At 74.8% G+C, this 17,454-nt stretch carries 12 protein-coding genes and 1 pseudogene; 9 read left to right on the forward strand and 4 right to left on the reverse strand.

Going from position 1 to position 17,454, the window contains the following annotated elements:
• Window positions 1–128: 128 nt before the first annotated feature.
• The 4 genes and pseudogenes from ACGFIR_RS20885 to ACGFIR_RS20900 form a co-directional block, all read left to right on the forward strand.
• Window positions 129–846 (forward strand): annotated as a pseudogene (locus ACGFIR_RS20885) (uridine kinase); the annotation flags it as partial.
• A complete protein-coding gene (locus ACGFIR_RS20890; protein WP_393146634.1) occupies window positions 836–2,191 on the forward strand; it encodes a dipeptidase in 1,356 nt (451 codons plus the stop codon). The pseudogene ACGFIR_RS20885 and the gene ACGFIR_RS20890, both read left to right, overlap by 11 nt.
• Before the next feature lie 73 nt (window positions 2,192–2,264).
• Window positions 2,265–2,471 carry a hypothetical protein gene (locus ACGFIR_RS20895; RefSeq protein ID WP_392999228.1) on the forward strand — a complete coding sequence of 69 codons (207 nt, stop codon included), beginning with the start codon at window positions 2,265–2,267 and terminating at the stop codon, window positions 2,469–2,471.
• Between the two features lie 79 nt (window positions 2,472–2,550).
• Entirely contained in the window at window positions 2,551–4,116 is a 1,566-nt protein-coding gene (locus ACGFIR_RS20900) for an ATP-dependent DNA ligase (RefSeq protein WP_392999230.1), read from the forward strand.
• A 40-nt stretch (window positions 4,117–4,156) separates the two neighbouring features.
• Here the strand turns inward: ACGFIR_RS20900 and ACGFIR_RS20905 are convergent, their stop codons facing one another.
• Entirely contained in the window at window positions 4,157–4,978 is an 822-nt protein-coding gene (locus ACGFIR_RS20905) for an SURF1 family protein (protein WP_392999232.1), read from the reverse strand.
• A gap of 249 nt (window positions 4,979–5,227) precedes the next feature.
• Between ACGFIR_RS20905 and ACGFIR_RS20910 the strand changes: the two genes are divergently transcribed.
• Both ACGFIR_RS20910 and ACGFIR_RS20915 read left to right on the forward strand, forming a co-directional pair.
• Window positions 5,228–6,610: a cobyrinate a,c-diamide synthase gene (locus tag ACGFIR_RS20910; protein ID WP_392999234.1), complete on the forward strand. Its 1,383-nt coding sequence runs from the start codon at window positions 5,228–5,230 to the stop codon at window positions 6,608–6,610.
• Entirely contained in the window at window positions 6,607–7,176 is a 570-nt protein-coding gene (locus ACGFIR_RS20915) for a GNAT family N-acetyltransferase (protein ID WP_392999236.1), read from the forward strand. Before ACGFIR_RS20910 ends, ACGFIR_RS20915 begins: the two co-directional genes overlap by 4 nt.
• Before the next feature lie 70 nt (window positions 7,177–7,246).
• Here the strand turns inward: ACGFIR_RS20915 and ACGFIR_RS20920 are convergent, their stop codons facing one another.
• On the reverse strand, window positions 7,247–9,379 hold the full coding sequence (locus ACGFIR_RS20920; RefSeq protein WP_392999238.1) for a transglycosylase domain-containing protein: 2,133 nt from the start codon (window positions 9,377–9,379) through the stop codon (window positions 7,247–7,249).
• A 121-nt stretch (window positions 9,380–9,500) separates the two neighbouring features.
• Between ACGFIR_RS20920 and cobC the strand changes: the two genes are divergently transcribed.
• The 3 genes from cobC (at window position 9,501) to cobA (ending at window position 13,148) form a co-directional block, all read left to right on the forward strand.
• Window positions 9,501–10,688 carry an Rv2231c family pyridoxal phosphate-dependent protein CobC gene (gene cobC, locus ACGFIR_RS20925; protein WP_392999240.1) on the forward strand — a complete coding sequence of 396 codons (1,188 nt, stop codon included), beginning with the start codon at window positions 9,501–9,503 and terminating at the stop codon, window positions 10,686–10,688.
• A complete protein-coding gene (gene cobT / locus ACGFIR_RS20930) occupies window positions 10,688–11,803 on the forward strand; it encodes a nicotinate-nucleotide--dimethylbenzimidazole phosphoribosyltransferase (RefSeq protein WP_393146636.1) in 1,116 nt (371 codons plus the stop codon). The genes cobC and cobT overlap by 1 nt, the downstream gene beginning before the upstream one ends.
• Before the next feature lie 70 nt (window positions 11,804–11,873).
• Window positions 11,874–13,148, forward strand: coding sequence for a uroporphyrinogen-III C-methyltransferase (gene cobA / locus ACGFIR_RS20935; RefSeq protein WP_393146554.1), 1,275 nt, complete (start codon window positions 11,874–11,876; stop codon window positions 13,146–13,148).
• 149 nt (window positions 13,149–13,297) lie between these two features.
• Here cobA and otsB read toward each other — a convergent pair whose 3' ends face one another.
• Both otsB and ACGFIR_RS20945 read right to left on the reverse strand, forming a co-directional pair.
• Entirely contained in the window at window positions 13,298–15,859 is a 2,562-nt protein-coding gene (otsB, locus tag ACGFIR_RS20940) for a trehalose-phosphatase (protein WP_393146638.1), read from the reverse strand.
• 38 nt (window positions 15,860–15,897) lie between these two features.
• Complete coding sequence (locus ACGFIR_RS20945) at window positions 15,898–17,298, reverse strand: trehalose-6-phosphate synthase (RefSeq protein ID WP_392999244.1); 1,401 nt, start codon at window positions 17,296–17,298, stop codon at window positions 15,898–15,900.
• Window positions 17,299–17,454: the final 156 nt, after the last annotated feature.

Consider the following 17,454-nt stretch of genomic DNA (forward strand, 5'->3'; position numbering starts at 1 on the left):
GCCGTGCCCGACGAACGCCCCGGGCCCACCCGACGACCGCTCGTTCGGGCGACCCCCGATCGGAAACGTCCGCCGCCGACTCCGGCCCGGGGCGGTGGCCGGGGACGCCGCCTGGTTACCGTCGGCCCGTGGTGGTGGCGGTGGTCGAGGCGTACGACCGGCTGGCCCGGCGGGTGCTCGCCGGGCCGGCGCGGTTGGGACGGACCCGGCTGGTGGCGGTGGACGGGCCGAGCGGCGCGGGCAAGAGCGCGTTCGCGGCGCGGCTCGCGGACGCCCTCGCCGCCCGGCCCGGCGGCGGCCCGGTGCCGGTGGTGCACACCGACGACCTGCTCGACGGCTGGGACGACCAGCTCACCTTCTGGCCCCGGCTGGAGGAGTGGGTGCTCGGGCCGCTGCGCGCCGGGCGGCCGGGGGCGTACCGCCGGTACAGCTGGGTCCGGCGGGCCTTCCTGCCGCGCCCGGTGCCGGTCCCGGTCGCGCCCGTGCTCGTCGTGGAGGGGGTGAGCGCGGCGCGGGCGGCCGTCGCCGCGGAGCTCAGCCTGGCCGTCTTCGTCACCGCCCCGGGGCCGTTGCGGCTGGCCCGGGCCCTGGAGCGCGACGGCCCGGGCATCCTGCCGGAGCTGCGCCGCTGGCACCTCGGGGAGCGGGCGCACTTCGCCGCCGACGGCACCGAGGCGCGGGCGGACCTGGTGGTCGACGGCGCCCCGGGCCTGCCGCACGACGCCGAGCGCTACTACGTGCGTCGCCGCTGAGCGTCACCGAGCGTGCCGGCGACGGGCTCGGGCGGTGGGGTCGGTAAGGCCGGCATACGATGCCGGTCATGACCACACCGATCATGTCCGAGTCCGAGGTCCGGGCCGCCGTCGAGCGGGAGTTGCCCGGGGTACGCGCCGACCTGGAGCACCTCGTCCGCATCCCCGGCATCGCGTTCGAGGGCTTCGACCACTCGCACGTGGAGCGCTCCGCCGAGGCCGTGGCCGAGCTGCTGCGCGGCTGCGGTCTCGACGTCGAGATCGTGCGCTCGGGTGGCCAGCCGGCGGTCATCGGCAAGAGGGCGGCCCCGCCCGGTGCGCCGACGGTGCTGCTCTACGCCCACCACGACGTCCAGCCGGTCGGCGACCTGACGCTGTGGGAGTCGGACCCGTTCGAGCCGGTGGAGCGGGACGGCCGGCTCTACGGCCGGGGCGCCGCCGACGACAAGGCCGGCATCATGGCGCACGTGGCGGCGCTGCGCGCGTACGGTGACGCGCTGCCGGTCGGCGTGGTGCTCTTCATCGAGGGCGAGGAGGAGTACGGCTCCGACTCGCTGGAGCGGCTGCTCGCCGAGCACCGCGACGAGATCGCCTCGGACGTCATCGTGATCGCCGACTCCACCAACTGGGACATCGGCGTACCGGCGCTGACGACCTGCCTGCGCGGCATCGTCAACTGCTTCGTCGAGGTACGCACCCTCGACCACCCCGTGCACAGCGGCGTGTACGGCGGACCCGTGCCGGACGCGCTGACCGCCCTGGCGCGGTTGCTGGCCAGCCTGCACACCGAGGCCGGGGACGTCGCCGTCGAGGGGCTGCTCACCCGGGAGGGCGCGAGCGTCGACTACCCGGAGGAGCGGTTCCGCGCCGAGGCCGGGGTGGCCGAGGGCGTCAGCCTGATCGGCACCGGGCAGATCACCGACCGGCTCTGGACCAAGCCCTCCCTGGCGGTGCTCGGCATCGACGCCCCGGCCACCGCCGTGGCGCCGAACGCGCTGGTGCCGGCGGCCAGGGCCAAGCTGAGCGTACGGCTGGCGCCGGGCGACGACCCGAAGCGGGCGTACGCGGCCCTCTGCGCCCACCTCGACAAGCACGCCCCGTGGGGCGCGCAGGTCAACGTCGTCTTCGAACACGACGGTGACCCGTGCGTCATCGACGCGTCGGGGCCGATGTTCGACGCGGCCAGGTCGGCGTTCCGGACCGCCTGGGACGGCACCGAGCCGGTGGACCTCGGCATCGGCGGTTCGATCCCGTTCATCGCCACCTTCCAGGAGATGTTCCCGGGTGCGGCGATCCTGGTGACCGGCGTGGAGGACCCGCACGCCCGGGCGCACGGCCCGAACGAGAGCCTGCACCTCGGGGAGTTCGCCCGGGTCTGCCTGGCCGAGGCGCTGCTGCTCAGGAACGTCGCCGAGGCGGGCGTCGACGCCGTGCGGTGACGGAACCGTAACTTCCTGGTCAATGGGGGAGTTTGCGGTGTGTCGGACGCGGCGTTGTTATAGCCTTTCGAACATGCGTACGAATGAGGTGATGGGTCGGCTCGAGGCCGCCGTCAGCGCACTGGGGGACGTCGACGTCTCCGCCTGGCCCGAGGACACGCTCAAGGAGCAGCTCGGCGATCTGTCCGCCGTGCTGGTCGCGCTCGACACGGCCCTCTCCCGGGTCGCCGAGGAGATCCGCGCCCGCGGGCTGCGCATCGAGGAGCCCGTCTCGGCCTGACCCGCCAGCCCTGACCACCAGGGTTTTCCGGCGCCCGGGCACGGCAATGTCCGGGGTGGTGTCGGGAGTGGCTGGCAGGATGGAGACCGTGCGGTTCCTCGACCTGGCAGCCACCTCCGCAGCCGTCGGCGCCACCCGGGCCCGGCGGGCCAAGGTGGAGCTGCTCGCCACCGCGTTGCGGGCGCTCGACCCGTCCGAGGTGCCGGCGGGCGCCGGCTGGCTGGCCGGCGAGCTGCGCCAGCGGCAGACCGGCGTGGGCTGGGCGAGCCTGCGTGACCTGCCGCCGCCCGCCGCAGAGCCGACCCTGACCGTGGCCGCCGTCGACGCCGCCATCGACGAGATCGCCGCCGTGCACGGGCCGGGTTCGCAGGCCCGCCGCCGGACGCTGCTGGGCGCCCTCTACTCCGCCGCCACGGCCGAGGAGCAGCGGCTACTGACCGGCCTGTTCAGCGGTGAGCTGCGCCAGGGCGCGCAGGCGGGGCTGCTCGCCGACGCCGTGGCGCGGGCCGCTGAGGTGCCGGTCTCCGCCGTACGCCGGGCGCTGCTGCTTGCGGGCGACCTGCGCGCGGTCGCGGTCGCCGCGCTCGACGGGGGCGCGGCGGCGCTGGCCGCGTTCGGCCTCCAGGTCGGCCGCCCGCTCGCGCCGATGCTGGCCCAGAGCGCGCCCTCGGTCGACGAGGCCCTCGCCGCCACCGGCACCCCCGCCGTGGTCGACGTGAAGCTCGACGGCATCCGGATCCAGGTCCACCGCTCCGGCGACGACATCGCCGTGTTCAGCCGCAGCCTAGACGACATCACCGCCCGCCTGCCGGAGGTGGTCGCCGCCGTGCGCGCGCTGCCCGCGCGCGAGCTGGTGCTCGACGGGGAGGCGATCGGGCTCGACCAGACGGGCCGGCCCCTGCCCTTCCAGCAGACGTCGAGCCGGGCGGCGCGGCGCGCCACGGCGTCCCCGGCCGGGCGGGCCGCCGCGGCCGCCGGTGAGACGGTGCTGACGCCGTACTTCTTCGACCTGCTGCACCTCGACGGAGACGACCTGGTCGACCGGCCCGGCCGGGAGCGCTGGGCCGCGCTCGACGCCGCCGTCGACGCCTCGCTGCTGGTCGGCCGGATGGAGGTCGACAGCCCCGAGCGGGCCGGCGAGGCGTTCGCCGCCGCCGTCGACGCGGGCCAGGAGGGGGTCGTCGTGAAGGCGCCCGACGCCCCCTACGACGCCGGCCGGCGGGGCGCCGCCTGGGTGAAGGTGAAGCCCCGGCACACCCTCGACCTGGTGGTGATCGCGGTGGAGTGGGGCAGCGGCCGGCGCCAGGGCTGGCTGTCCAACCTGCACCTCGGCGCCCGCGACCCCCGCACGGGCGACTTCGTCATGCTCGGCAAGACGTTCAAGGGCCTCACCGACGAGATGCTGCGCTGGCAGACCGAGCGCTTCCTCGGCCTCGCCGTCGAGCACGGCGACTGGGAGGTGCGGGTGCGCCCCGAGCAGGTGGTCGAGATCGCGTTCGACGGGGTGCAGACCAGCACCCGCTATCCGGGTGGGATGGCGCTGCGCTTCGCCCGGGTGCTGCGCTACCGCGACGACAAGACGGCGGCGGAGGCCGACACCATCGACGCCGTACGCGCCATCCACGCCGGCCGCGTCGCCGACTGAGCGGTCGGGCGGGGCCTGCCGACGGCGGTTCGCGGGACGGTCAGGCGGCGCCCTGTGGCGCGGGCTCGGCGGCCCGGTCGACGGGCTGCTTCGGCCCCACCCCCGCCAGCCGGCGGGCCTCCCGGCGGGCCACCCAGCCGTAGCCGAAGAGGGTCATCGCCGCGAAGATCCACCACTGCACGACGTAGCCGAAGTTCTGCCAGTTGTTGGTGTATCCGACCGGCACGTCCTTGAAGACCGGGTCGGCCGCCGGGGTCTGCTCGTCCAACAGCAGGTACGCCCCGTGCACCGGATACGGCAGCTCGCTCGCCAGCCGGGGCACGCCGATCCGCCGGGTCTCCAGCTTGCCGTCCCGCCGGGTCACGGCGACGGAGCCGCTCTCGCTCAGGTGTACCCGCCCCGTCACGGTGACCTCGCCGGGTGGGGCGGGCGGCACGTCGGGCTGGACGGTCGCGTCGCCGCCCCGGGCCGGCGGGATCCAACCCCGGTCCACCAGCACGGCCGTGCCGTCGGCCAGCACGAGCGGAGTGACCACCTCGAAGCCGACCGTGCGGTCAACCGAGCGTCCCCGGACCAGGACCACGTTCGCCGGGTCGTAGCGGCCGGTCACGGTGACCCTGGTCCAGGCCTTCTCGGCGGCGGGGGCGGGGCCCGCCGTGCCGCTGCCGCCGCCCGGGGCGGGCAGCACGTCCCGCAGCGGCACCGGGTCCATCCGCAGGCCGGCGTCGATCCGCTCGTTGATCTCCGTGCGGCCGTGGTAGCGGTCCAGCTGCCAGTTGCCGAGCATCACCATCACCGCCGCGGCGACCAGGGTCAGCGCGAAGATGCCCAGCCAGCGCGGCGTCAGCAGGAACCGGTACACGCCACGAGGCTACCCCTGTGACGGGAGGCACTCGCTGCGACAGCCCCCTTCCGCGCCCGGACGCGGTGCCGACGCGCCCACCGGGCGGTGTCCCGGTCCGCCGGCCGGGCCGCAGGCTGGTGGCCCCGACACCGCCCGCTCGGGCCGCTCGGCGGCGGCCACCCGTCGGCCCGTTGGGCTATCGTCACGCGGGCGGACCGCGCGCTCGGCCCGCCGCAGGTCCCCCCGCCGCCCCGCAGGGAGTCGATGATGACCGTCGTGCCGCGCCTGGTGCTCAGCGCGCCGTCCTCCGGCCACGGCAAGAACGCGGTGGCGATCGGGCTGCTCGCCGCGTTCGCCGGGCGGGGCGTCGACGTCGCCGGATTCAAGGTCGGAGCCGACCGCGTCGACACCGCGTACCTCGGGCTGGCCGCCGGTCGCCCCGGCAGGAACCTCGATCCCCGGCTGGTCGGCGCCGACCGGATCGCCCCGCTGTTCGGCCACGGCGCGGCCGGGGCCGGGCTCGCCGTGGTGCAGGGCAGCATGGGCCTGTACGACAGCCTCACCGGCCGCCCCGAGAGCGAGTCGACGGCCGCCGTGGCCATCGGGCTGCGCAGCCCGGTCGTGCTGGTGGTCGACGTCGCCGCGACGGGGCAGTCGGTGGCCGCCCTGGTGCACGGCTTCCGGTCGTACGACGAGCAGCTCTGGCTCGGCGGCGTGATCCTCAACCGGGTGGCGTCCGCCCGGCACGAGGAACTGCTCCGCGAGGCGCTCGACGACATCGGCGTGCCGGTCTACGGCGCGCTGCGCCGGCAGGACCTGCCGTCCGTGCTGCCCCCGCGCCGGTACGGGGCGGTGCCCGCGCTCGCCGGCACCGACGAGGCCACCCGCGCGGTCCGCCGGCTCGGCGAGGCGGTCGCCGCCACCGTCGAGCTGGACCGGCTGCTGGGCCTGGCCCGTTCCGTCCCACCGTTGCCCGCCCCGCCCTGGGTGCCGGAGGCCGGGCGGGAGATCACCGGGCCGCGTCCCGTCGTCGCGGTCGCCGGGGCGCCGGGCGGCAGCTACAGCCACGCCGAGACCGTCGAGCTGCTCCGGGCGGCCGGCGCGGAGGTGGTGACGGTCGACCCGCTGCACGACGAGGCGCTGCCCGCCGGCACCGGTGGGCTGGTCGTCGGCGGCGCACTGCCCGAGTCGTACGCCGGGCAGCTTTCCGCCAACCGCCGGCTCTGCATCGCGGTCGCCGAGCTGGCCCGCACCGGGCGGCCCGTCGTCGCCGAGGGGACGGGGCTGCTCTGGCTGGCCCGGGAGCTGGACGGGCTGCCGATGTGCGGCGTCCTCGACGCGGTGGGGACGCGCCGCGAGGGCCTGGTGGTGGGCTACCGGGAGGCGACCGCGCTCACGGGCAGCCTCGTGGGGCCGGCGGGCACGGTGGTGGCCGGGCACAAGGAGCACCACGGCGTGCTGACCCCGCGCGCCGGGGCCCGGCCGGCGTGGAGCTGGGAGGGCGGGGCGCCCGAGGGCTTCGTCTGGCGGGGCGTGCACGCCTCGCAGCTGACCCTGCACTGGGCGGCGTACCCGCAGCTGGCGGCCCGCCTCGTGGACGCGGCGGCGGCCGATCCCGCGACCGTCCGGCCCGACGGGGTGCCCGCATGATCGGTCAGGTGGCGGTCCGTCGCTTCCCGGCGCTGACGGTCTCCACGCCCCGCACCGAGGTACGCGCGCTGACCGGGGCCGACGCGGCGGCGGCCGACGAGGTCTTCGGCGACCGGCAGACCCAGCGGTGGCTGCCGCTGGCCGACCGCTCCGGTCAGATCGACGGGCTCGCCTGGTGCACCGACCTGGCCCGGCAGCGGCGCGACAGCGGCGACGGCGACCACTACGCGGTGGTACGCCGGGAGGACGACCGGGTGGTGGGCTGCCTGTGGACCCGGCGCACCGACTGGGGCGCCCGGTGCACCGAGGTCTCGTACGCGATGGCGGCGCACGCCCGGGGGTTCGGCCTGGCGGTCGAGGCGGTGGACGCGCTCGCCATCGCGCTGATCCTCGAACACGGCTTCCAGCGCGTCGAGCTGCGGGTCGCCCCCGGCAACCTGGCCTCCCGTCGGGTCGCCGAGAAGGCCGGCTTCAGCTACGAGGGGCTGCTGCGCAACGCCGGCTTCGTCCGGGGCGGCCGGGTGGACCTGGAGGTCTGGTCCCTCGTCCACGCCGACCTGCGCTGACGCCGTCCGCCATCCGGCCCTGACCACCCGCGGCCGACGAGGGCTGCCGTCCGACCCGGCACGGCCGGGGTCAGCCGACGATGCGGTCCGAGGGCGGGGTGAACTGGCGGGTGGGCTGGCCCTTGAGGGCGTCGCGCAGGGTCTCCGCCACCGCGCTGATCGGGATCTGTGACTGGCCGTCGCCGACGGCGTTGAACGGGTTGTCCGGGTCGGAGATGAAGCTCGCCGCCGCCAGCTCCGGGGTGTAGCCGACGAACCAGGCGGACCGGGTGCTGTCGGTGGTGCCCGTCTTGCCCGCGACCGGGCGGCCGACGGTGCCCCGCACGCTGTCCGCGGTCGACCAGCCGCCGCAGCCGCCACGGGCCGGGGTGTCGCCGGTCGGGCAGCGCGCGGCGTCGGTGGCGGCGCGGGCGGCGTCGGCGTTCACCACCTGTCGGCAGCGGGGCTTGGCGACCTCGCGTTCGATCCCGGAGGCGGTCTTCCAGGTGGTCGGCCTGCCGTCCCGGTCGTAGATCGCCTGCACCGGGATCGCCTCGCAGTAGCGGCCGTCCGCGGCGATGGCGGCGTACGCGTTGGCCATCTCCAGCGGTGTGGCGTCGGAGACGCCGAGGGTGAACGCGCCCCACTTGTTCGCCTTCGCCGGGGAGGCGTGCTCCCGGTCGACGTCGGTACGCCAGCGCAGCCCGAGCTGCTCGGCGAGGCGGACCGCCTTGTCCGCGCCGATCTGCTCCTCCAGCCACACGAAGTACGTGTTCACGGACTTGCCGAAGCCGGACCACATGGTCTGGTTGCCGCTCATCGCGCCGCTGGCGTTGGACGGCGACCAGCCGTCGTAGACCTCGGAGCGGTACCGGTACGGGGCGTTGAACGAGGTGGACAGGGGCAGGCCCGCGTTCAGGGCGGCCAGCATCGGGAACATCTTGAACGTCGAGCCGGCCTGGTAGCCGGGCAGGTCGCCGCCGCCGAGCAGGGGCGCCACGGTGTTCGGGTAGTTCGCCTTGACGTTCGGGCCGGCCTCGGGGTTGGAGCTCTGCCCGTTCTCGCTCAGGTCCAGCGAGTACGTCCGGTTGACCGCCATCGCCTTGACCCGCCCGGTGCCCGGCTCGGAGACCACGATGCCGTTGGCGAACGGGCTGCCGGTGCTCTCCTTGCTGCCGACGTTCCTCTCCGCCGCCTCCTGGATCTTCGGGTCCAGGCTCAGCACGATCCGGTAGCCGCCCCGGCGCAGCTTGTCCATCCGCTCCAGCCGGTTCTCGCCGAACGCGGGCTGCGCGCTCCACCAGTTCTTCAGGTAGTCGCAGGCGAAGCCCCAGCTGTTCCACTTCTCCGGCACCGAGGCGCAGTCGTTCGGCGGGTAGCTCAGCTTCAGCCGGATCGGCTCGGTCTTCACCTGCGCGACGGCGTCCGGCGAGAGGTAGCCGAGCTGGGCCATCCGGTCCAGCACGTAGTTGCGCCGGCCGGTGGCGTCCTTCTGGTCGGAACTCGCCGGGTCGTACTCGGAGGGGGACTTGACCAGGCCGGCGAGGGTGGCCGCCTCGACGGGGCTGAGGTCCTTGGGGGCCTTGGAGAAGAAGATCTCGCTGGCCGCGTAGATGCCGTACGCGCGGTGCCCGAAGTACGCGGAGTTGAGGTAGCGCTCCAGGATCTGGTCCTTGCTCAGCTCCTTCTCCAGGTCCATCGCCATCCGCATCTCCTTGACCTTGCGCAGGCTGGTCTGCTGGGTGGCCTCCTGCACCTCCTTCGGTGTCCGCGCGCTGTCCCGCAGCGCCATCCGCACGTACTGCATGGTGAGGGTCGAGGCGCCCTGGGAGACGCCGCTGGAGCGGGCGTTCGCCACGAAGGCGCGGGCGACGCCCTTCGGGTCGACGCCCCGGTGCTGGTAGAAGCGGTTGTCCTCGGCGGCGACGATGGCCTGCTGCATGTTCGGCGAGATGTCGGCCAGCTTCGTGTACTGCCGGTACTCCTCGTAGAACATCGTCAGCACCGTCTTGCCGTCCGGCGCGTAGACGTACGACGTCTCGGCCGGCAGCGCGGTGGTGAGGATCTTGGTCTTGTGTTCCATGGCGTGCGCCGTGACCTTGGCGCCGAGACCGGTGGCGGCGGCCACCGGGTACGCCACGGCGGCGACCACGATTCCGGCGATCAGTCCGGCGCGGAGGAGAGGAACGAGACGACCAGCGGCAGCAAGGGGTCGGTTGCTCACACGCTCAAGTTATGACATTTCCGATTCGTACCTGAGAAATATTCATAAACGCCCGTGTGGTGATGCGGCCCACGCCGGGATCGGCTGTCCCGGGCGCGACCTTCCCGGCAGGATCGCGGACATGCGTGGTCAGCCGACCCAGACCCTTCCCGACGCCGAAGCCGACGCCGAGGCGGGATCCGACCCCGGATCCGAAGCGGTAGCCGAAGCCGAAGCCGAGGCCGCGGCCGAAGCCGAGGCGGGAGCCGACTCCGGACCCGGGCTCGGGCCCGACCTCGGCCACCACGGTGACGCCGAGGTGGGGCCGGGACTGGTCGACCTCGCGGTCAACGTGCGGCGCGACCCGATGCCGGACTGGCTGGCCGATCCGATCACGGCCGCGCTCGGCGACCTCGCCGCGTACCCCGATCCGGGGCCGGCGCGGGCCGCCGTCGCGGCCCGGCACGGCCGCCCGCCGGCCGAGGTGCTGCTGACCGCCGGCGCGGCCGAGGGATTCGTGCTGCTCGCCCGGGCGCTGACCGGCGTACGCCGACCGGTGGTGGTGCACCCGCAGTTCACCGAGCCCGAGGCGGCGCTGCGGGCCGCCGGGCACCAGGTGGAGCGGGTGCTGCTCGACGCGGACGACGACTTCCGGCTCGACCCGGCCCGGGTGCCCGCCGACGCCGACCTCGTGATGATCGGCAACCCGACCAACCCGACGTCGGTGCTGCACCCCGCCGCCGACCTGGCCGCCCTGGCCCGACCGGGCCGGGTGCTGGTGGTCGACGAGGCGTTCGCCGACACCACCGCGACCCCCGGCGTGACCGGCGAACCGGAGTCGCTGGCCGCCCGGCGGGACCTGCCCGGCCTGCTGGTGGTCCGCAGCCTCACCAAGACCTGGGGGCTGGCCGGCCTGCGGATCGGCTACCTGCTCGGCGAGCCCGCGCTGCTGGAGCGGCTGGCCGCCGCACAGCCGCTCTGGGCCGTCTCGACCCCGGCCCTGGCCGCCGCGTCGGCCTGCGCCACGCCCGTCGCGGTCGAGGCCGAGCGCGCCATCGCCGCCCGGCTCGCCGCCGACCGCGACCACCTGGTCGCCCGCCTGTCCGCCCTGCCCGGCGTACGCGTCGCCGGCCGCCCCGCCAGCGCGTTCGTGCTGGTGCGGCTGCCCGGGGCCGCCGACGTGCGGCTCGCCCTGCGGCGGCGCGGCTGGGCGGTGCGCCGGGGCGACACGTTCCCCGGTCTCGGCCCGGACTGGCTGCGCGTCGCCGTGCGTGACCCGGCCACCACCGACGCGTTCACCGAGGTACTGGCGGAGATCCTGGAGGCATGATGCTGGAGACCACGATCGCGGCGATCCGACCGCCGGACGAGTCGGCGATGGCCGCCGCCCGCGAGTTGCAGGGGCGGCTCACCAAGCCCGCCGGCTCGCTCGGTGCCCTGGAGGAACTCTCCGTACGCCTCGCCGGCCTGGCGGGGCACTGCCCGCCGCCGCTGCCCGAGCCGGCCGCCGTCGCGATCTTCGCCGGTGACCACGGCGTGCACGCCCAGGGGGTGACGCCCTGGCCGCAGGAGGTCACCGCGCAGATGATCGGCAACTTCCTGGCCGGCGGCGCGGTGGTCAACGCGTTCGCCCGGCAGGCCGGTGCCTCGGTCACCGTGGTCGACGTCGGCGTGGCCACCCCGCTCCCGGTCGCCGATGCTCCGGCCGCCGTCGGACCGGCGGGCACGGAGGCCGCCGGCGCCCCGGCCACCGGGGCGGCGCCCCGGCTGGTGGCGGCGAACGTCCGCCCCGGCACCCGGGACCTGGCGGTGACCGCCGCGCTGACCCGCGACGAGGCCCGCGCGGCCGTCGAGACCGGCATCCGGGTGGCCGACGAACTGGTCGACGCCGGTGCGGGCATCCTGCTCACCGGCGACATGGGCATCGGCAACACCACCCCGGCCGCCGCCCTGATCGCCGCGTTCACCGGCATCGACCCGGCGCAGACGACCGGCCGGGGCACCGGGGTCGACGACCCGACGTACGCCCGCAAGGTGGCCGTCGTGCGGGCCGCGCTGCGCCGGCACGCCCCCGACCCCGCCGATCCGCTGGGCGTGCTGGCGGCCGTCGGCGGCCTGGAGCACGCCGCGCTGGCCGGGCTGGTCCTGGGCGCCGCCGCCCGCCGGACGCCGGTGCTGCTGGACGGGGTGATCGCGGTCTCCGCGGCGCTCGCCGCGGCGGCCCTCGCGCCGCACGCCGTGGCCGCCATGGTGGCCGGGCACCGCTCCGCCGAGCCGGGCGCCACCGTCGCGCTGCGCCGGCTGGGCCTGGAGCCGCTGATCGACCTCGGGCTGCGCCTGGGCGAGGGCACCGGCGCGCTGCTCGCGCTGCCGGTGGTCACCGGGGCGGTCCGGGTGCTGCACGAGGTCGCCACCTTCGACTCGGCGGGGGTGGCGGAGAAGTGAGTGGACCAACCCGCCGGCCCGGTGACGTGGCGGCGCGGACCGCTGCCGGGACGCGGCGCGGGGTGGCGGCGTGAGTGGCAACCCGTACCCGCTCGGCCTGCGGCTCGCCGGCCGACGGGTGGTCGTGGTGGGCGGGGGAGCGGTGGCCACCCGGCGGGTACCGGCCCTGCTCGACGCCGGCGCGCAGGTCCTCCTCGTCGCGCCGGAGCTGACCCCCGCGCTGCGCGCGCACGCCGACGCCGGTCGGCTGCACTGGGCGCCGCGCCGGTTCGCCCCCGACGACCTGGACGGCGCGTGGCTGGTCCAGGTCGCGGTCGACGACCCGGTCGCCGCCGCGTCAATCAGCGCCGCCGCCGCCGAGCGCCGCATCTTCTGCGTACGCGCCGACGACCGCGCCGCCGCCACCGCCTGGACGCCGGCGGTGACGCGGCACGGGCCGGTGACCGTGGCGGTGCTCGGCGGGGGCGACCCGCGCCGGGCGATGGCCGTCCGCGACGCGGTCCGCGCCCTGCTGGACGTCAGGCAGGGCATGCCCGCGGCAGGGGAAGGGACCCCTCCTTCCCCGAAGGGCGGGCGGGTCGCGCTGGTGGGGGCCGGGCCGGGCGACCCGGAACTGATCACCGTCAAGGGCTGGCGGCTGCTCACCGAGGCGGACGTGGTGGTGGCCGACCGGCTCGTGCCCGGCCTGCTCCTCGACGAGCTGCGCGCCGACGTCGAGCTCGTGGACGCCTCCAAGATCCCGTACGGTCCGTCCCGCGCGCAGGAGGAGATCAACCGGATCCTCGTGGACCGGGCCCTGGCGGGGAGGTTCGTGGTCCGGCTCAAGGGCGGCGACCCGTACGTCTTCGGCCGGGGCGGCGAGGAACTGCTGGCCTGCGCGGCGGCGGGCGTGCCGGTGACCGTGGTGCCCGGCGTGACCAGCTCGATCGCGGCTCCGGCCGTGGCGGGCATCCCGGTCACCCACCGGGGGGTGGCCCACGAGTTCACGGTCGTCTCCGGGCACGTCGCGCCCGACTCGCCGGCCTCCCTGGTCCGCTGGGACGCGCTGGCCGGGCTGCGCGGCACGCTGGTCGTGCTGATGGGGCTGAAGAACCTCGCGGCGATCACCGCGACGCTGCTCGCGCACGGCAAGCCGGGGGAGACGCCGGCCGCCGTGGTGCAGGAGGCGACGACCGGGGCGCAGCGGGTGCTGCGCTCCACGCTCGGCGCGGTGGCCGCCGACGTGGTCGCCGCCGGGCTGCGCCCGCCCGCGGTGGTGGTGCTGGGGGATGTGGTCGACGCGCTTGCCGGGGCTGGGCTTGAGGGATTTCCGGGGAGCCCGCTCGCTCCGGGCGGTCAGGCTTGATCCCTCCGCGAGCGGGCTCCCCGGAAATCCCGGTGGCGTCGCTCGTGAGACGGGCCCGGATTCATCCGGGTTGGGGTCTGATCTCGTGCAATGAACGACGGCGGCCGGAGACTCGGGGGAGTCTCCAGCCGCCGCTCTCGCTGGTCAGGTCACTGCTTGAGCATGTTGTCCAGCAGCAGGGCGCAGCGGATCAGACCCAGGTGGCTGTAGGCCTGCGGGTGGTTGCCCAGCCCGCGCTCGGCCAGCGGGTCGTACTGCTCGGGCAGCAGGCCGGTCGGGCCGGCGGTGTCCACCATCTGCGCGAACAGCTCCTCGGCGTCGGTACGCCGCCCGGTGCGCAGGTACGCCTCGATGAGCCACGCCGTGCAGATGTGGAAGCCGCCCTCGCGCCCGGGCAGGCCGTCGTCCCAGTGGTAGCGGTAGACGACCGGGCCGCTGCGCAGGTCCGCCTCGATCCGCAGCACCGTGGAGAGGAAGCGCGGGTCGTCGCCGGGGAGCAGGCCGGACAGCCCGATCCACAGCGACGAGGCGTCCATGTCCTCGTCCCCGTACGCCACGCTGTAGGCCTCGACGGTCTCGTGCCAGCCGTACTCCAGCACGTTGGCGCCGATGCGGTCGCGCAGCTCCACCCACTCCGGCCGGTCCTCGCCGCCGTGCTGGCGTACGACGTGCAGCGCCCGGTCGACGGTCATCCAGCACATCACCTTGGAGAAGATGTGGTGCCGCGGGGGGAGGCGGGCCTCCCAGATGCCGTGGTCGGGCTCGTGCCAGCGGCGGCGGACCGCCTCGACCATGTTGTCGAGCACCCGCCACTCGTCCTCGCGTACGGAGCCGCGGGCGTCGGCCACGGCCGCGATCAGGTCCGCGATGGGGCCGAACACGTCGAGCTGGAGCTGGTGGTTGGCGAGGTTGCCGACCCGGACGGGCCGGGAGCCGGCGTAGCCGGGCAGGGTGTCGATGACCGCCTCGGCGCCCAACTCGTAGCCGTCCACCGTGTAGAGCGGGTGCAGCCGCTCCGGGTGCCCGCCGGTGCGCTCGATGCACCCGTCGACCCAGCGCAGCAGCGCCTCGGCCTCCTCGATCGAGCCCAGGTCGACCAGCGACCGCGCGGTCATCGCCGCGTCCCGCAGCCAGCAGTAGCGGTAGTCCCAGTTGCGGACGCCGCCCAGCTCCTCCGGCAGCGAGGTGGTCGCGGCGGCCAGGATGGAGCCGGTGGCCTCGTGGCAGAGGCCGCGCAGGGTCAGCGCGCTGCGGACCACCAGGTCGCGGGCGGTGCTGGGCAGCCGCAGGGTGGCGACCCAGTCCTTCCACGGCTGCTCGGCGAGGGCCTGCCGCTCGTGCACCGGCAGCCGGTGGTGTTCCAGGCTGTGCGTGCTGAAGCGCAGCTCCAGGACGACCTGCCCGCCGGCGGCGGAGAGGTCGACGACCGCCTTGGCCGTCTCGTAGCCGCCGTCGTTGGTGACCTGCCACTCGACGCCGGGGGAGTAGAGCGCGACCGGTTCGTTGGAGCCGAGCACCAGCAGGCCGTCGCCGACGGGCTGCAACTGCACGGCCACCTGGCCGAACTCGGGCCGGGGCGCGAACTCCAGCCGGGCCCGGCCCGAGCCGGTGAGCACCCGCACCAGGGTCGAGTCGCCGGTCACGACGGCCGGGCCGTCGGGCGTGGTCTCCTTGGCCGGCTTGTCCAGCCAGTCGGTGACGGTCAGCCCCGACCAGCGGGTCTCGACGGTCATCGTGCCGGAGCGGTAGCGCTGGCCGAGCGGGATGCCCCCGCGCTCCGGCGCCACGCTGAAGTGCCCGGCCGGGCTGCCGCCGACCAGGTCGGCGAAGATCGCCGCCGAGTCGGGCTTGGGGTGGCAGAGCCAGGTGACCTTGGCCTCGGGGGTGAGCAGGGCGACCGTGCGCCCGTTGGCCAGCATCGAGTGGCGCTCGATGGGCACCGCCCGCTCGCCGAAGAGCCAGTGCCGGCGGGTCTCCAGCAGCAGGCCGAGGGCGCGGGCGGCCTCGATCGGCTCGGCGACCCGGTAGCCGGCCTTGGTGTCGCCGGGACCGATCTTGATGCCGACGTCCGGCCCGTGCAGGTTGCCGAAGGCGTTCTCGTCGGTGACGTCGTCGCCGATGAAGAGCACCGCGCTGGCGGAGAGCTGGGTGCGCAGCTGGTCGACGGCCGTGCCCTTGTGCGTGGCGACGACCGACAGCTCGATGACCTCCTTGCCCTGGGTGACCGTGACGCCGTCCCAGGTGGCGGGGCCGCTGCGGACCGCCTCGACGGCCGCCGCCGCGACCTCGGGGGCGACCCCGCGGGTGTGCACCGCGACGCTCGCCGGCTTGCGCTCCAGCCGGATGCCCGGGTGGGCCGAGGCGATCTCGCGCAGGGTGTCGCGCAGCCGGGTGCGTACCGCAATCAGTTCGGGGGAGAGCCGCTCGACGAAGCCGATGTCGAACTCGGAGCCGTGGCTGCCGACCAGGTGGACCTCGCTGGGCAGCCGGGAGAGCGCGGCGAGGTCGCGCAGGGCCCGTCCGGAGACCACCGCCACGGTGGTCTGGGGCAGGGCGGCCAGGGCGCGTACGGCCGCCACCGACTCCGGCAGCGGCACGGCCTTGCTCGGGTCCTCGACGATCGGCGCCAGGGTGCCGTCGTAGTCGCAGGCGATCAGGAGCTGCGGTACCCGGGCGATGCGGCCGATGGCGGCGCGCAGCTCCGGGTCCATGGTGCCGGCCGCCGGGGTGACGATCTCGCTGGCGGCGTTCACTCGACCTCCGCTTGAGGCACACCGAGTTCGGTGAGGAAGGACTTCGCCCAGTGCCCCACGTCGTGGGTGCGTAGATGGCGCTGCATTGTCCGCATTCTGCGGCGGGCCTCCGGCTTCTCGACGTGCACGGCCCTCAGCAGGGCGTCCTTGACCGCGTCAGGGTCGTGCGGGTTACACAGGAACGCCTGGCGCAGCTCGGTGGCGGCGCCGGCGAACTCGCTGAGCACGAGCGCACCGCCCTGGTCGGCGCGCGATGCGACGTACTCCTTTGCTACCAGGTTCATTCCGTCTCGCAGCGGGGTCACCATCATCACGTCGGCGGCGGCGTACATCGCGGCGAGTTCAGTGCGACTGTACGACTGATGCAGATAATGCACCGCCGGCACGCCGACCCTGCCGAATTCGCCATTAATCCGACCAACTTCCCGCTCCACCTTGACGCGAAGCGCCTGGTAGTGCTCCACCCGCTCGCGGCTGGGCGTGGCGACCTGCACCATAACCGCGTCGGGAACTGTCAACTTTCCGTCAGCCAGCAACTCGCGGAAGGCCTTCAGCCGCAACTCGATGCCCTTGGTGTAGTCGAGCCGGTCGACGCCCAGGATGATCGTCTTCGGGTTGCCCAGCTCCTCGCGGATCTCCTTCGCCCGCGCCTGGATCGCCGGATCGGCGGCCAGCCGCTCCATCTCCTTCGTGTCGATGGAGATCGGGAACGCGCCGGCCTTCACCTGGCGGCCGTCGACCTGGATCATCTGCCCCTCGTAGCGCAGCCCCAGCAGGTGCCGGGCCAGCCGGACGAAGTTCTGCGCGGCGAGCCGCTGCTGGAACCCGACCAGGTCGGCGCCGAGCAGGCCGCGCAGGATCTCGGTGCGGAACGGCATCTGCATGAACAGCTCGATGGGCGGGAACGGGATGTGCAGGAAGAAGCCGATCCGCAGGTCGGGCCGCAGCTCGCGCAACATCGCCGGGACGAGCTGGAGCTGGTAGTCCTGCACCCAGACCGTCGCGCCCTCGGCCGCGACCTCCGCCGCGGCCTCCGCGAAGCGGGCGTTGACCAGGCGGTACGCCTCGCGCCAGCGGCGCTTGTAGGCCGGCGTCTCCACCGCGTCGTGGTAGAGCGGCCAGATGGTCGCGTTGGACTGGCCCTCGTAGTAGCGCTCCAGCTCCTCGGCGCTCAACGGCACCGGGTGCAGCCGGATGCCCTCCAGGTCGAAGGGCTCGGGGGCGGCGCCGGTGCCGCCGGCCCAGCCGACCCAGGTGCCCTGGTGCTCGGCGAGGACGGGGTGCAGTGCGGTCACCAGCCCTCCGGGGCTGCGACGCCACTGCCGTCCCTCGGGGGTGCTCACCTCGTCGACCGGTAGCCGGTTCGCCACTACGACAAAGGAGCTGCGGACGGTCACGTTCGGCCACCTCCGGGTGCTGACGGGTCAACCGCGAATGAGCGTACTGAGCGTAGCTGCGGCTTCTGGGGCCCCGTGCCGGAGTCACCTACCCTTCCCACGATGGTCCAACCCCTTACGTGATCTTGTCGATACCCCTGTCGGGAAGCAGGGGTG

The sequence above is a fragment of the Micromonospora sp. NPDC049051 genome (assembly GCF_043197575.1).
Lineage (GTDB): Bacteria > Actinomycetota > Actinomycetes > Mycobacteriales > Micromonosporaceae > Micromonospora.